This window comes from Kiloniella sp. EL199 (genome assembly GCF_900313065.1).
GTDB lineage: Bacteria > Pseudomonadota > Alphaproteobacteria > Kiloniellales > Kiloniellaceae > Kiloniella.
In genome coordinates this window covers 556,058-571,069 of sequence record NZ_OMPU01000013.1, presented here as the reverse complement: position 1 = coordinate 571,069, position 15,012 = coordinate 556,058, and the positions used below count along the sequence as shown (strand labels likewise).

The following is a 15,012-nucleotide window of genomic DNA, read 5'->3' as shown; positions in this document are numbered from 1 at the left end:
CAAACGACAAAGTGACAGAATGTCACAGAAAATTACTCGGCTATAAATCGCTCAAATTTCAGTGTGCATGCGATAGCCAGGTGCATAGGCCAAGCGAACAATTGTTACCGGAACATCACCATTCCATGTGGTGCGGTCTATCACAAAAATAGCTTCCCCTTCGCTTGTTTGTAACAACTCGGCTTCTTGCTTGGTCGCATTCGCCGCCGAGAAAGAAATATCGCCCTTTGTTAACGGCGTGTTCTGGACCAGCCATTCGTTTGCATCAATCGCTTGCAAGTTCACATCACGAATAGCTGCAACTTCAGACAGATTCACCCAACGATCTTCATAGAGGAAGGGATGGGTATCTGCATAATGCAGACTACGGACGTGTAACATTTCTATTTTGTCTGAAAGACCCAAGCGACTAGCTACACTTACCGGGGGTAATGACTCAGACCTTTCCAGAACATTGTGACGCCAGCTCCATCCCCGTTGTTCAATTTCCAGTCTGGTGATCGGGATTTCCAGTGTTGCCTTTCGAATTGGGTTCAATGCCACACGAGTCCCCGCTTTGCGGCGACGCTCTAACAGACCTTCTTCAGCCAGAGCCCGCATCGCCCGATTTACCGTCGCACGTGCACAGCCAAACTCTTCGGCAAGATCAATTTCATTGGGAATCATATCGCCGGGCAACCAGATCCGTTCGACAATCCGGCGCATAACTTCGGCTTTTACACTTTGCCAGCTATTGATCTCTGTTGTGGTCAAATCCTGTCCTTTAATGACATCATTGTATTTTTATATCGGGTTACAATTGTATCCCGCTTGATATGATGTCCCTCTTTTACCAGATGACGGCCAGCAGACCAGACGTCGGTAATCATTTTGTCATCGCCAGCAAAGATATAGCTATCCAGAATCTCGTCACCTTTTTTACCCAACAGGTCAACGGCCTCCGTATCCAACGCAAAGAGGTCGGCTTGCTGCCCGACAGCAATAGCACCAGCTTCGCGCTGTCCGGCTTGAGCTCCCCCCGCAACGACAGCATCCATCAGGACTCGTCCTGTTGATTTTCCTTTCGTCGCGAACACAGCCCGGCCCCGATCACGCAGTCGTTGTGAGTATTCCAATGTCCGGAGTTCTTCCGAGAGTGAGATACGAATATTGGAATCAGAACCGACACCCAAACGTCCACCAGCATTGACATAACGAACGCCATCAAAAATACCGTCACCCAGACTTGATTCAGTAATCGGGCACAAACCAGCAACAGCATTTGTTCCAGCCAAACCTTCTGTTTCGTGTGGTTCCATATGCGTGCAGTGTATTAAGCACCAGCGTTCATCCACAAAATGATTTTCCAACAACCATTCTACGGGACGCTTACCCCAGGCTGATTGAATTTCCTCAATCTCTGCCGTTTGCTCGGCAATATGCATATGAAGGGGTGCTGTTGGTGCAAGGTTTGTCGCAAAGCGCATCCCATCTTGGCTCACCGCCCGAAGAGAATGAGGAGCAACCCCTAACTTTGTATCATCCGGTAATGTTTTGAGCTCTTTGGCTGCAGCCTCAAAGAGCTTTTGGAAGCGATCAGGCGTATTGCCAAATCTTATTTGTCCCGGCCCAAGTGCTCGACCATCGCACCCACCGTGTTCATAAAGAACAGGCAAAAGCGTCAAGCCAATGCCCGTTTCCTTTGATGCTGCAGTAATACGGTTGGACAGCTCCCCTATATCATCATAAGCCACACCACCGGGCTGATGATGCAAGTAGTGGAATTCACAGACAGCCGCATAGCCCGCTTCCAGCATTTCCATCTGCATATAAGCTGTAATTGCTTCGATATCGCCAGGGCTGAGGTGATCCAGAAAGCGATACATCAGTTTTCGCCAGGTCCAGAAACTGTCTTTTGGGTCCGACCCCCTGGTTTCAGTCATCCCTGCCATTGCGCGTTGAAAAGCATGACTGTGAAGGTTGGCCGGCGAAGGCAAAAGCACACCAAGTTTATTCCCTTGCTTAACAACAGAGGCTTCAGCAGCAACACCGGATTCAACCGAAGAAATTCTTCCGTCATCACCAATGATGACATGCACATCTTGCTGCCACCCACTTTGTGTAAGTGCCTGTTCTGCCCAAAGATGTCTCACTTTACTGCTCCTCGCCATCGCTTGACAAAATATTATGTGCAGACATAATACAATAAAGATAGATCTTATCAAGTCAGGAAAAGAGTATTTCTCATGCCTTCTGCCGCAACTCTCGAGACGCCTGTGTCTCCAGTAACTGTCACAAGAGGAAATGGCCCGATTGTACTGGGCATGCCCCACACAGGAACCTGGCTTCCCGAAAAAATCTTAAGCAAGCTAAATGCAAATGGGAAAAAACTTGCTGATACAGATTGGCATATTGATCGGCTTTACACCGACCTCTTATCGGATGTGACAATCGTCAAAGCGAACTTTCATCGCTATGTCATTGATGCCAACCGCGCCCCTTCCGGTATCAGCCTTTATCCCGGGCAAAACACGACGGGCCTCTGTCCTGTGACAGACTTCGATAACCAGCCGATCTACAAAGACGGTTGTGAACCGGATGAAGCAGAAATTGAAAGCCGCCGCCAGAACTTTCACGCAGCCTATCATGCAGCCCTCCAGAACGAACTCCAGCGCATTCGCGACATTTATGGCACTGCAATTCTCTACGACTGCCACTCCATCAGATCGACCATCCCCTTCCTTTTTGACGGGTTATTGCCCGAATTCAACATAGGCACAAACAATGGGGAAACCTGTGACAGTGTAATTGAAAAAAGCGTTTGGGATATCTGCAATAGCGCATCAGGATACAGTACCGTTCTCAACGCACGTTTCAAAGGTGGCTGGACAACCCGGCATTATGGTCAGCCACAGAACAACATTCATGCCATTCAAATGGAACTGGCCCAGCGAACACATTTAAGAGAAGAAAATTCACCCTACGATTATGATAAGGAAAAAGCAGAAGCACTGCGCCCTTATCTCAAGGATATCTTGGTTAAATTAACCGAACTGGTTCAAACAAAGCTGCTGGTTTCATAAAGATCTAGGTACACATCCTCTTATATCGGTATGACTATTCAAACTATACAAAAATTGGGCTGCACACTTCCCTGCATGCAGCCTAATTCTTTTAATTATAGTTGATATTGCCAACTCGATTGATGGTATCTGTAAGCTCCCTTGTCCCGGGCAACATGTCCAAGACCAGGGAAATCAAGGTGACTTCCCAGCACAGCAACCCGATCTGCACTCACCCAATCCAGCATTCTGCGGCGAGTTTGTTCCGCTTGCTTCATGTCTGAATCAAATGCGATACTCCATTCAGGATGCTGGAATTGAAGAGCCGTGAAGTGAACAACATCTCCCCAGATCAACACCTCCTGATTTTCTGAACGTAAAACGAACCCCGTATGTCCGGGCGTATGTCCTGGTAATGCAACAGCTTCGATGCCCGGTAGAATTTCACTATCTTTATCAATAAGGGTCAAACGCTTCGAGTAAGGTGCAGACATTGCTCTGGCATTTATAAAATTTGTTTTCATAAAATCAGATGCTTGAGACATGTAACCGTCGTCATGCCAGAAATTCCAGTCATCTTTATGCGCAATCAGTTCTGCATTGGGAAAATGTGCTTTTCCTTCTTTAGAAGTGATACCAGAAATATGATCCACATGCATATGAGTTAACAAAATTGCATCGACAGATTCAGGGGAGATCCCTGCTGATTTGAGATTATCTGTAAACTGTCCAAGTGTTGGTCCCATATTGTCCGCGGTTCCAGAATCAATCAGGATAATTTTTTCCCCTGTATTCACCACAAAAGAATTAATAGGGACCCGGATTTTATCAACCGGAGGGGTTCGGAATTGATCTTTGTAAAGCTGTTCTGCTACTTGGGGGGCATAGTTGGGAATCAAGTCCGAGCCAGCATCAAGATAGCCGTCCAGCAAGGCAGTTACTTCAAAATTACCAACGGAAAAGCGATAAGCACCTGTGGTTTGCACACCCGCTTTCGGAGCAGCGGCAAAACCCGGCGTCGGCATGGAAAGCGATGCCATGGAAGCAACAAGCCCCGCACCTCCGGTCAAAAGTGAGTTTCTTAATAGATCGCGTCTTGAGAGTGTCATGTCGAAATTTCCCGATATCACAGTTATCCAAATCAATACCGCTTAATATCAGTATATTTTTCTGGATCGGGAGAGGCTTTATGCCTATATCTTGTATAAGCACTGCTTATACTTGGGAATTCCTATGGATCGACTGCAACTTTTCCAAACCTTTATGATTTCCATAGACAAAGGCTCTCTCTCGGGTGCGGCTAAAGTATTGAACATCAGCCAACCTGCCGTTAGCCAGCAGATTACTCTACTGGAAAGCATTCTTCAAAAAGAGCTGCTGTTCAGAACATCCCGGGGTGTAAAACCTACTGAAGCCGGGTTAGTCGTTTACAACAATGCGGATAACATCCTGAGTCAGGTAAACAAGCTATATGAAGCATTAAAAAACCTGGATGAAAGCCTCACCGGGTCACTTCGAATTACGGCACCTCTGGCAGTCGGGCAAAGCCTTGTCGCTCCTATCGTTTTCGAACTTCAAAGCCAGTATCCTGAGCTTGATATATCTTTAAAACTCAGTGATCAACTTGCAGATCTTGTGAAGGATCGCATTGATTTGGCTATCCGCGTCGGATCACTCGGAAAATCTGATGCTTTGGCTCGAAAAGTCGGTGACTTGCAGCTCATAATGGTCGCAACACCTGACTTTCTAGATCGCTATGGACGCCCGCAAAGACCAGAGGATCTGGCAAAAATACCCATGATCCAATACCGGGATGAAAAAAAAGTAACCAGGCAAATTCTCAAAAAAAAACAACAGGAATTTCTGGCAGAAGTACAATCTAACTATACCTTTGATAATCCCGATGTCATCGTGAATGCCTTAAACAGAGGAATTGGATACACAAAGCTTCCTTACCTTCTGATAAAAGAACAACTGACAGAAGGTAAACTTGAACAGGTTTTACCGTCGTACACTGTTCCTTCCAAGCCGATTTATCTGCTCTACCCCTCGCGCCAATCTTTGACCAGACGTGCCGAAGTATTTATTGATAGAATGCTTTCAACCATCATACATCTTGACGGCATCACGCCCGCCCGGGGTGGAAAATGGCGCATGGACACCGATCAAACAACTGAAAAACTGCTGAATGTTTCTAAGTAAAGCAGAGAAATTTATAAGAATAACTGTCCAGAATAAACAAAACCCACCGCTTTAGGCGACGGGTTTTGTTGGTGGAGCCAAGGAGGATCGAACTCCTGACCTCTTCGCTGCCAGCGAAGCGCTCTCCCAGCTGAGCTATGGCCCCAATTTATCCGCCGCGAAGCAGCTGATGCGGCGGAAAATATGTCGTCTTTTCCTCCTTGGCAAGAAAAATTTTCCCTCGCAAAAAGAAAAGTACTCTTCCTGTTGGAATCAAATCAGACTAGTCGTCGCTGATACCGCCGGCGGCACTGCTTACACTCTGAAGATCTTCATCATCATCCGGGTCCAGATCATCACCGTCGTCAATGTGAAGCAATTCTTCTTCATCCGGGAAATCTACAACGTCATCAGATGTATCCAGATCAACATCCTGTACTTCATTTATTTCTTCAGCCTGCGCCTTGGCAGATTGCTTTGGGCGACCCGATTTTGCAGTCAAATCCAATTCAGTTCCACATTTCGGGCACACAATTGGTGATTTCTTAAAATCGTAAAATTTTGCCTTACAGCTTAAACAGGTACGTTTGCTACCCCATTCCGGCTTACTCACAGCCAGACCCTCCAACTAGAATTTTGTAACAACCACACAATGGCTTTCGAAAAAACTGCAAATGCCATGATCACCGCAGACTGTCAATAAAGGGTGAATGACAATTTAAATATTGAGAAAAATTTTTAATTCTTCTCCGCTTTGTCATGCACAAGCCTGATCTTTATATATATCAAGCTCTGGTAAAAGGCTGTCTTCCTCTATAAAAGAAACTCTAAACAATTCTTCAAGATCAGAAAGCATATTGAAGTTCTGTAACGAAAGAGCCCAATCAGATCTTGAACACACCACAGATTCGCAAGGCAAAAAGCTGGGCGAATCTGGAACACGAAACACGGAATACATTAATGACCAGCGACAAGTCTCTGTCTTCAACCCCAAGTTCTTCACTCAAAGGCACGGTTAAAGTTCCCGGCGACAAATCTATCTCACATAGATCCCTCATGTTTGGGGCACTCGCCATTGGAAAAACCAACGTCTTTGGCATGTTGGAAGGCGAAGATGTACTGGCAACGGCCAAAGCCATGCGTGCTTTGGGTGCTTATGTTGAACGGGATGACCAAGGTGTCTGGCATATAGAAGGGCGTGGCATCGGCGGCCTTTGCGAACCCGAAGATGTGTTGGATATGGGAAACTCCGGTACATCAGCCAGATTGCTTATGGGCATTTTGGGAAGCCACCCCATTACAACCTTCATGACCGGGGATGCATCGCTCAGAAAACGTCCCATGGGCCGTGTTGCCAATCCATTGGCTGAAATGGGAACACAGGTTCATTGCCGTTCCGGTCAACGCCTTCCGCTGATGGTACAGGGTGCCGAAACGCCCATGCCGATCCGCTATAAATTGCCCATGGCCTCGGCCCAGGTAAAATCCTGCATACTACTTGCCGGATTGAATACACCCGGTGAGACAACAGTAATCGAAACAGAGCATACCCGCGACCATACCGAGCTTATGCTCCGCCATTTTGGGGCCGAAGTTCGCGTCACGCAGACAGACGAAGGACGGGAAACAACAATCGTAGGTCAACCCGAACTCAAAGCTGCTGATGTGCATGTTCCCTCAGACCCGTCTTCAGCGGCTTTTCCGACCGTTGCTGCCTTGATCAACGAAGGATCTGAACTTCGTCTTCCCGGTATTGGCATGAACCCCCATCGCAACGGGATTTATATCACTTTGAAAGAAATGGGTGCTGATATCACCCTGGAAAATGAACGTATTGAAGCAGGAGAACCCGTCGCAGATCTCGTTGTGCGCGCCAGTAAACTCAAAGGGATCACCGTTCCCGCAGAACGCGCACCATCCATGATCGACGAATACCCAGTTCTGGCAATTGCCGCGTCTTTTGCAGAAGGCAAAACCGTCATGGAAGGTCTTGGCGAGCTTCGTGTTAAAGAAAGTGATCGTCTTTCAGCCGTTGCCAATGGCCTCAAAGCCTGTGGCGTTACCTGCGAAGAAGGTGATGACTACCTGATCGTTGAAGGATCTCCCGCTGGCGTCAAAGGCGGCGGTACCATCACAACGCATTTTGACCATCGCATCGCCATGAGCTTCCTCGTCATGGGAATGGCCGCAAAAGAACCTGTAAAAGTTCTGGATGCTGATGCAATCGACACCAGCTTTCCAGACTTTGCCAAGTTAATGAACGGTCTGGGCGCTCAAATCGGTTAGTTTTACCAACCGTAACTGACAAAATAACTATCGGCTGGATTTAAAAGGAAAAGACTTTGCCTGTTATCGCTATTGATGGTCCTGTTGCCTCTGGCAAGGGAACTCTGGCGCGTCGTCTCGCCGCCACAATGAACTTTGCTTATCTGGACACTGGCTCTCTCTACAGAGCAGTGGCATCCCTGATTTTAGAACGGGGAAGTGACCCAAACGACTCCGTTGTTGCCGCCAAGGTTGCAGACGGTTTTACCGCAGATGACATCAATCGCAGTGACCTTCGTGACGAAAAAGTTGGACAGGCAGCATCTATTGTTGCTGCCAATCAGGAAGTGCGGAAATCTTTGCTGGAATTTCAACGTAACTTTGCAAAAACACCACCAAACAACCACTTAGGTGCTGTTCTGGACGGCAGAGATATTGGTACGGTTGTCTGTCCCGATGCAGAAATAAAGCTCTTCATCTCTGCAACACCCGAAGTTCGCGCCAAACGCAGACATAAAGAGTTGCTTGATCGCGGCGATGAGTCTATATACGCCCGCGTACTGGAAGATTTGCGTGAACGCGACGAGCGGGATCGTAATCGCTCTACAGCCCCCTTACAGGCAGCTGCAGATGCGGTCAATCTGGACACCAGTGATATGGATGCCAACAAGGCTTTTGAAGTTGCAAGATCACTCGTAAGCGAGCGCCTTTCTCTTTAAAACCTAGGCATCTTGATCGGGTGCTTTCTGTGTTTCTCTCGGTATAATTTTACTAGCCCGGGATGGTCCTGGGTAGACCGCCGGAAAAACCGGCCGGCCTGTATAGTGCGAACCTTTTGAAAGGAATATTAACTCATGGCTGAAGCAGCTACTGAAAGCTTTGCCGACCTCCTGGACGAGTCCCTCGGTCAATCCGATCGTCTGGAAGGTAATGTACTTAAAGGCATGATCGTTGCCATCGAAGGCGACGTTGCCCTTGTTGATGTAGGCCTCAAATCTGAGGGCCGAGTTGCACTTAAAGAATTTGCCGACGCTGGTCAGGCTCCCGAAGTTAAAGTCGGGGATGAGGTAGAAGTTTACCTCGAGCGCATGGAAAGCAAAAACGGAGACGTTATGGTCTCTCGTGATAAAGCGAAACGTGAAGAAGCCTGGACACAGCTTGAAAAATCCTTTGGCGACAATGAGCGCGTTAACGGCGTTATCTTTGGTCGCGTTAAAGGTGGCTTCACTGTTGATCTTTCCGGCGCCGTGGCATTCTTGCCAGGCAGCCAGGTTGACATCCGCCCCGTTCGTGACGTTTCCCCATTGATGGGTAATGCACAGCCATTCCAGATCCTGAAAATGGATCGTGCACGTGGTAACATCGTTGTTTCACGTCGCGCTGTTCTGGAAGAAACTCGTGCAGAGCAACGTTCAGAGCTAATCCAGAACCTTAATGAAGGTCAGGTTCTTCAGGGTGTTGTTAAAAACATCACTGACTACGGTGCTTTCGTTGATCTAGGTGGCGTTGACGGTCTGTTGCACGTTACTGACATTTCCTGGAAACGTATCAACCACCCAAGTGAAAAACTGACAATCGGCCAGCAGGTTGATGTTCAAGTTATCCGCTTCAACGCTGAAACACAGCGTATCAGCCTTGGCATGAAACAGCTAGAGACTGATCCATGGGATGGCGTTGCAGCCAAATATCCAATGGGTGCGAAACTTGAAGGTCGCGTGACCAACATCACTGACTACGGCGCCTTTGTTGAGCTGGAAGCTGGTATCGAAGGCCTTGTTCACGTTTCTGAAATGTCCTGGACCAAGAAAAACATCCACCCTGGCAAAATCGTTTCTACGAGCCAGGAAGTTGAAGTTATGGTTCTTGATGTTGACGAATCAAAACGTCGTATCAGCCTTGGCCTGAAACAGTGTTCTTCCAACCCTTGGGAGTCATTCCAGGCGAATCACCCTGCCGAATCCGAGCTTGAAGGCGAGATCAAAAACATTACCGAATTTGGTCTGTTTGTTGGTCTTCCTGGCGAAATCGACGGCATGGTTCACCTTTCAGATCTGAACTGGGAACTTTCCGGTGACGAAGCTGTTAAAGAATACAACAAAGGTGACATGGTTAAGGTTAAAGTTCTCGACGTTGACGTTGATAAAGAACGCATCAGCCTTGGCATCAAACAGCTCAGTTCTGATCCTTTCGCAGGTTCAGTAGAAGGCCTGAAAAAAGGCGCTGTCGTTACCTGTACTATTACAGCCGTTACAGATGGTGCTCTTGAAGTTCAAATCGCTGATGGTGCGACTGGAACAATCCGCAAAACTGAACTTTCACGTGAGCGTAGTGAACAGCGTACAGATCGTTTCGCAGTTGGCGAAAAAATCGACGCACGTATCACAAACATCGATTCCAAATCACGCAAAATTGCTCTGTCCATCAAACAGCACGAAGCTGCTGAAGAGAAACAGGCAATGGCTGATTACGGTTCAACAGACTCCGGCGCTAGCCTCGGCGATATTCTCGGCGAAGCTCTCTCCAAAGCTGCTGAAGACAAAAAATAAGCCGATTTTTTCGGTTCGAAAGAAAGGCCCGGTGTTCATTCACCGGGCCTTTTTTGCATCTAAAACGCCTTTTTATATGGGAAATGCTTTATTCTTAATGACTTAGACTTGACGGATTTTTCAGGCTCTGGCACCATTTAGGGGAACAGGACTTAAATTACGGCAAGAAAAGCTTAGAGTTAAAATCAGACGCCGGGTAATCCGAGGTACTAGAGGCGGGTATTTGAACTACTTCGGTAACAGCTACAGGGAGACGTAAGGCATGACCAAGTCAGAGCTCATTCAGCATATCGCAGAGCAGAACCCCCACCTCTATCATCGAGACGTTGAAAGAATCGTCACAACTATCTTTGACGAAATCTCAAATGCTCTCGCAGACGGCAATCGGGTTGAACTCCGCGGTTTCGGAGCTTTTTCCGTCAAGCATCGTGACGCCCGTGTCGGCCGCAATCCGCGCACAGGTGAATCAGTTGAAGTTGATTCCAAACACATCCCATTTTTCAAAACAGGTAAACAGCTTCGCGAACGCCTGAATAATGGTGTGGATAGCTAATTAGAATATGGTTTGAGATAAGTGAAAAGATTTAGCTGGGTACTCACAGCCCCCATTACGCTGGCCATCCTCCTCTTGGCAGTTAACAACCGTCAGGATGTAACGCTAGAGATATGGCCCTTCGGGCTTCAGTTTGATTACCCGCTTTATCTCATCATCCTGATCTCTGTCGGCCTTGGTATATTAGCTGGCGCCATTATTGCCTGGCTATCGAGTGCTGCAACACGCAGACGTGCCAAAGCAGCCGAATGGAAAGTGCTTGACTTGCAACGTGATCTCTCGTTTGAGCGCGCGGAACTGAAAAAGCTGCAAGAAAAAGAATCATCAAACTCACTTCCTGTAAAAGAAGCTTCATAAGGCCTTCCATCCTTCCGGTGAGACGATCAAGTTAACGACGTCTGATATATTCTTCCCCTTGAAGGTTAATGCTGGCACTTGATTGACCATCATTGTATAAAATATTCAAATTTATGATTTGATCAGGGAACCCACCGTGCAGAACATCACAGCTGAACAGGTTGCAAAAAGCCTGGATTATCCTTCTCTTGTAGAAGCCCTCAGAGAAGCTTTTCAGAGCAAGATAACCGTACCTATGCGCCATCATCACGATATGGAACAGCCCAATGGTCGGCGAGAGTCCACACTTCTGCTAATGCCAGCTTGGGAATCCGGAAAGTCCGTCGGGGTAAAGCTTGTTACAGTCAGCCCGGAAAACGGAGAGAAAAATTTACCTGCCATTCAAGGTATCTATATCCTGTTTGATGGCGATACCGGAACCCCCAAAGCCCTGATAGAGGCAAAAACACTCACCGCACGCCGCACGGCCGCAGCTTCTGCATTGGCCACGTCCTATCTTGCACGACCAGACAGCACAAAGCTGGCAATGGTCGGAACAGGCGTTCTTGCACCAAATCTTATTCAGGCTCATGCTGCCGTTCGCCCGATAAAAGACGTCACAATCTGGGGGCGGGACTTTAAAAAAGCGGAAGATCTTGCACAGGAAATGAGTAATCTCGGTTTCGCTGCCCATGCTGAAAAAGATTTGGAAAAAGCTGTAAGCACCGCAGATATAATTTCAAGCGCGACCTTGAGCAAGACACCCCTTATTTCAGGAAATTGGCTGAAGCCCGGCCAACACCTTGATCTGGTCGGCGCCTATCGCCCGGACATGCGCGAAGCAGATGACGAAGCCATCAAACGCTGTAGCATATTTGTCGATACACACGCAGGAGCAACCAAAGAAGGTGGAGATATTGTTATGCCTCTACAAAGCGGTGCTCTAAGCAAAGAAGATATCAAAGCAGATCTTTTCGAACTGACCCAAGGAAAACATACTGGTAGAAGCTCTGCAGAAGAGATTACCTATTTTAAATCTGTTGGCCACGCGCTAGAGGATTTGGCCGCTGCCCAGCTCGTAGATAAGCGCATTAAGAACACATAAGTAAAATATTGGCTCGGTCACGGCGAATTAAATATTTTTTTGCTATAAGCTATTCCAGAAACAGGGGTGACCAATGCGATTACCTCTGTTAGGAATGGGCTCCGATTAACAATCTTGACTGGAGATCGGAATATGACCCCGAAAGAACGTATCTTTGTTGCCATTGACACTCCGGATATCAATAAAGCAACAGAGCTCGCGAAAGCACTCTCTGGTGAAGTCGGCGGCATTAAAATCGGCAAAGAGCTTTTCACAGCTCAAGGCCCCAATGCTGTCAGAGGCGCTGTTGGTGGCGAACCACTTTTTGTAGATCTGAAATTTCACGACATTCCCAATACTGTTGCTGGTGCAATCCGGTCATCACTACACATGCGTCCCTTTATGGTAAATGTTCATGCATCAGGCGGTAAAGCAATGATGCAAGCCGCAGCAGAAGCAGCACGGGAAACATCCGAAGACCTCGGCATTCCGCGCCCGATCGTACTGGCAGTAACTGTTCTGACAAGTATGGACGATAGCGATCTATCCGATGTCGGCCAACAAGGTCCCGCAGCGGAACAGGTAGAACGCCTTGCTCTGCTTGCAAAAGAAAGCGGCATTGATGGCGTGGTTTGCTCTTCACAGGAAATTAAACTGCTCCGCAAGGCCTGTGGCCCTGATTTTAAGCTTGTTGTTCCCGGCATAAGACCTACATGGGCAAGTGCAGGTGATCAAAAGCGGATCATGACACCACGCGATGCTATTGAAGCGGGCGCAGACTACCTTGTCATTGGTCGCCCGATCACTGGCGCAGAAGACCCCGTAGCAGCCGCACGCAGAATTGTTGAAGAGTTAAACTGAACCAGAAGGCCGGAAGCAAAGCCGGGAAAGACAGCATGGTATCCCAGATTCCTCCAGAACAAGCCGTTCATGACATTCCGGTTAAGACCGTTAGCGGCCTTGCCATCAAAACGGTTATGGGGAATTTACCCGCTTTGATACAAATGGCTTTGTTTCCTTTTCTTCTTTCGGCTCTTATCACAGCATTGTCGATTCCATCCCTTGGCAATCCACTCTCAAGCTGGATATTAAGTATCCTCGCTTACGTTCCCCATACTTTATTTGCGGTCGCTTGGCATCGCCGAACCTTGCTGGACTTGCAAGCACCTGAATCCACTTCAATTACCAGCTGGAACCGAGTGCATTGGCAGTTTCTTCTAAAGATCATAATTTTACTCGCCATCTTTTATGGCATGGGCATGATTGGAAGCTTACCAGTTCTGACCATAGGCACAGCGATCCCCTCACTTGTCCCTTTTTTATTCTTAGGGTTAATGATTGTGATGCTATACGTCATTGCTAGATTATCCTTTATTCTCCCCGCCACTGCTGTTGGCGAAAAGTATTCGCTGGATACAAGTTGGAAACATACAGACAAACAAGGATGGCGCATTGTTGCAGCTTTCCTGTTGCTCACAATCCCCTTTGGCTTATTCATGCTCCTCATTGCGATGTTCGCTTTTGGAAGCTTGTTTACCGGCATGCCGACGACCCCGGAAGAAGCAACCAACTTTAACATTCTGCATTTTATTCAAAACAACGGACCTGCTTTCTTCTTTCTACAGCTCATCATTCTTGTTGTAACTTACTTACCCACCGCCGCGGTAATTTCAATGCTCTCAGTTGCCTTCAAAGGCTGCACGGGTTGGGTTCCTGAGCAAACGGAAGAAAAAGAGAATAACTGAAAACTCAGATGAACCGTATTTCATTTTAAAAGCCTTGAGTTTTGGCTTTAGAGTTTGCGCCCCCCTACATAATTGAATAACATCTTGGCTTTACTACCAATCATACTTTACGAGATTAATCTAACAATAATTTCCCTATTCTTATTCGGGGTTTTTCTGATCATTTCTTTAATTGTTGCAATGCGATTTTCTTTTATCCTTACGGCCAATGCATTCGACAAGTCATACAGCTTCTCTAAAAGCTGGGCCGACACAAAAGAGCATTGGCCCCAAATGTTCATGTCGTTTATTATTCTGTCTATATTGTTTATTCTTATATAAATTGCTTTAGGATTTATTGCAGCGACCCCCGCTTCATTTTTGATAGGTATCAGCTTTTACTCTTATCGCAATAGGCGTTATATCTTTGATAGTCTGTCTTCTTATCTTAATAGTATCCGCAATCTCTTTCCTCCCCTTTATTAGCATGCACTACTACTATTATGACGCACTTGTTGGCTTCGCGAATGATCAAGAAGCATCTGATCACCTTTCTTAAAATTTTTACTTTTCTACCAGAGTGCTATAAATATTCGGGCAGAAAAACAAAACTGACTAGGCGAGATAATCCCTTGGCAACAGAAGTTAAAATTTGTGGCATAAACAGTAACGAAGCACTGAACGCAGCACAGGAAGCTGGCGCGGAATACCTTGGCTTTGTTTTTTTTCCAAAAAGCCCGCGCAATGTTTCTATCGAACAGGCTGCAGCCCTTGCAAAACAGGTAAAGCCCGGCATTAAGAAGGTCGGGTTACTTGTAAATGTCAGTGATGATGATATTCGCCAGATAATGGAACAGGTCCCTTTGGATATCCTGCAATTACACGGTGGCGAAGCACCGGAACGTGTTGCCGAGATCAAACGTAACTTTGGCCTTGAAGTGATGAAAGTCATAAAGGTTTCAGAACAAAAGGATTTTGAAACAGTATCGGTTTTTGAGGAAGTATCTGACCGACTGTTGTTTGATGCCAAGCCCCCAAAAGACCTAAAGAATGCATTACCTGGTGGAAATGCCATATCTTTTGACTGGCGCTTACTCGCCGGGAAAAGCTGGAAAAGACCATGGATGCTGGCTGGTGGATTGAATTGTGATAATGTTCAGGATGCGGTTCGAATTTCCAGCGCCCCCGCTGTTGATGTGTCTTCCGGTGTCGAGGATAAACCCGGACTGAAATCAGTTGAAAAGATTATTGGTTTTACATCCAAAGCCAGGAACATTTGATC

Annotated in this window: 15 protein-coding genes and 1 tRNA gene; 11 read left to right on the top strand and 5 right to left on the bottom strand. The window is 47.0% G+C overall.

Annotated features, from left to right (window positions below; genetic code table 11):
* Positions 1–51: 51 nt before the first annotated feature.
* Both D9A03_RS17530 and D9A03_RS17525 read right to left on the bottom strand, forming a co-directional pair.
* Positions 52–753 (bottom strand): GntR family transcriptional regulator, encoded by a 702-nt coding sequence (locus tag D9A03_RS17530; RefSeq protein WP_120498481.1) that lies wholly within the window; start codon positions 751–753, stop codon positions 52–54.
* Positions 750–2,132, bottom strand: coding sequence for a formimidoylglutamate deiminase (locus D9A03_RS17525; RefSeq protein WP_120498480.1), 1,383 nt, complete (start codon positions 2,130–2,132; stop codon positions 750–752). The genes D9A03_RS17530 and D9A03_RS17525 overlap by 4 nt, the downstream gene beginning before the upstream one ends.
* 93 nt (positions 2,133–2,225) lie before the next feature.
* Between D9A03_RS17525 and hutG the strand changes: the two genes are divergently transcribed.
* On the top strand, positions 2,226–3,062 hold the full coding sequence (hutG, locus tag D9A03_RS17520; protein ID WP_120498479.1) for an N-formylglutamate deformylase: 837 nt from the start codon (positions 2,226–2,228) through the stop codon (positions 3,060–3,062).
* A 95-nt stretch (positions 3,063–3,157) separates the two neighbouring features.
* On the opposite strand, the gene D9A03_RS17515 is transcribed toward hutG, so the two are convergent.
* A complete protein-coding gene (locus tag D9A03_RS17515; RefSeq protein ID WP_120498478.1) occupies positions 3,158–4,150 on the bottom strand; it encodes an MBL fold metallo-hydrolase in 993 nt (330 codons plus the stop codon).
* Between the two features lie 124 nt (positions 4,151–4,274).
* Here D9A03_RS17515 and D9A03_RS17510 point away from each other — a divergent pair, with 124 nt between their 5' ends.
* Positions 4,275–5,243 carry a LysR family transcriptional regulator gene (locus D9A03_RS17510; protein WP_120498477.1) on the top strand — a complete coding sequence of 323 codons (969 nt, stop codon included), beginning with the start codon at positions 4,275–4,277 and terminating at the stop codon, positions 5,241–5,243.
* Between the two features lie 69 nt (positions 5,244–5,312).
* Here D9A03_RS17510 and D9A03_RS17505 read toward each other — a convergent pair.
* Both D9A03_RS17505 and D9A03_RS17500 read right to left on the bottom strand, forming a co-directional pair.
* Positions 5,313–5,388: transfer RNA gene (locus tag D9A03_RS17505), tRNA-Ala, on the bottom strand.
* A 117-nt stretch (positions 5,389–5,505) separates the two neighbouring features.
* Entirely contained in the window at positions 5,506–5,835 is a 330-nt protein-coding gene (locus D9A03_RS17500) for an FYDLN acid domain-containing protein (protein WP_120498476.1), read from the bottom strand.
* 347 nt (positions 5,836–6,182) lie between these two features.
* Here D9A03_RS17500 and aroA point away from each other — a divergent pair, with 347 nt between their 5' ends.
* From aroA to D9A03_RS17450, 9 genes are all read left to right on the top strand, one after another.
* Complete coding sequence (gene aroA / locus D9A03_RS17490; protein WP_120498474.1) at positions 6,183–7,508, top strand: 3-phosphoshikimate 1-carboxyvinyltransferase; 1,326 nt, start codon at positions 6,183–6,185, stop codon at positions 7,506–7,508.
* Positions 7,509–7,564: 56 nt separating this feature from the next.
* Positions 7,565–8,206, top strand: coding sequence for a (d)CMP kinase (gene cmk, locus D9A03_RS17485; protein WP_120498473.1), 642 nt, complete (start codon positions 7,565–7,567; stop codon positions 8,204–8,206).
* Between the two features lie 135 nt (positions 8,207–8,341).
* Positions 8,342–10,033, top strand: a complete 1,692-nt coding sequence (rpsA, locus tag D9A03_RS17480; RefSeq protein WP_120498472.1) for a 30S ribosomal protein S1 — start codon at positions 8,342–8,344, stop codon at positions 10,031–10,033.
* 262 nt (positions 10,034–10,295) lie between these two features.
* Positions 10,296–10,586, top strand: coding sequence for an integration host factor subunit beta (gene ihfB / locus D9A03_RS17475; protein WP_085902301.1), 291 nt, complete (start codon positions 10,296–10,298; stop codon positions 10,584–10,586).
* 21 nt (positions 10,587–10,607) lie between these two features.
* On the top strand, positions 10,608–10,943 hold the full coding sequence (locus tag D9A03_RS17470) for a lipopolysaccharide assembly protein LapA domain-containing protein (RefSeq protein WP_120498471.1): 336 nt from the start codon (positions 10,608–10,610) through the stop codon (positions 10,941–10,943).
* 136 nt (positions 10,944–11,079) lie between these two features.
* Entirely contained in the window at positions 11,080–12,027 is a 948-nt protein-coding gene (locus tag D9A03_RS17465; protein ID WP_120498470.1) for an ornithine cyclodeaminase family protein, read from the top strand.
* Positions 12,028–12,159: 132 nt separating this feature from the next.
* The gene (gene pyrF, locus D9A03_RS17460) at positions 12,160–12,867 is read left to right on the top strand and encodes an orotidine-5'-phosphate decarboxylase (protein WP_120498469.1); all 708 of its coding nucleotides are present in this window, start codon (positions 12,160–12,162) and stop codon (positions 12,865–12,867) included.
* A 35-nt stretch (positions 12,868–12,902) separates the two neighbouring features.
* A complete protein-coding gene (locus D9A03_RS17455; RefSeq protein WP_120498468.1) occupies positions 12,903–13,751 on the top strand; it encodes a hypothetical protein in 849 nt (282 codons plus the stop codon).
* 611 nt (positions 13,752–14,362) lie between these two features.
* Positions 14,363–15,010: a phosphoribosylanthranilate isomerase gene (locus D9A03_RS17450; RefSeq protein ID WP_120498586.1), complete on the top strand. Its 648-nt coding sequence runs from the start codon at positions 14,363–14,365 to the stop codon at positions 15,008–15,010.
* The last annotated feature ends 2 nt before the right edge of the window (positions 15,011–15,012 follow it).

Excerpts from the sequence above, each read along its gene's own strand:
- hutG (WP_120498479.1), top strand. The coding sequence starts at position 2,226 with ATGCCTTCTGCCGCAACTCTCGAGACGCCTGTGTCTCCAGTAACTGTC.
- D9A03_RS17515 (WP_120498478.1), bottom strand. The coding sequence starts at position 4,150 with ATGACACTCTCAAGACGCGATCTATTAAGAAACTCACTTTTGACCGGA.
- aroA (WP_120498474.1), top strand. The coding sequence starts at position 6,183 with ATGACCAGCGACAAGTCTCTGTCTTCAACCCCAAGTTCTTCACTCAAA.
- ihfB (WP_085902301.1), top strand. The coding sequence starts at position 10,296 with ATGACCAAGTCAGAGCTCATTCAGCATATCGCAGAGCAGAACCCCCAC.
- pyrF (WP_120498469.1), top strand. The coding sequence starts at position 12,160 with ATGACCCCGAAAGAACGTATCTTTGTTGCCATTGACACTCCGGATATC.
- rpsA (WP_120498472.1), top strand. The coding sequence starts at position 8,342 with ATGGCTGAAGCAGCTACTGAAAGCTTTGCCGACCTCCTGGACGAGTCC.
- D9A03_RS17455 (WP_120498468.1), top strand. The coding sequence starts at position 12,903 with ATGGTATCCCAGATTCCTCCAGAACAAGCCGTTCATGACATTCCGGTT.
- D9A03_RS17510 (WP_120498477.1), top strand. The coding sequence starts at position 4,275 with ATGGATCGACTGCAACTTTTCCAAACCTTTATGATTTCCATAGACAAA.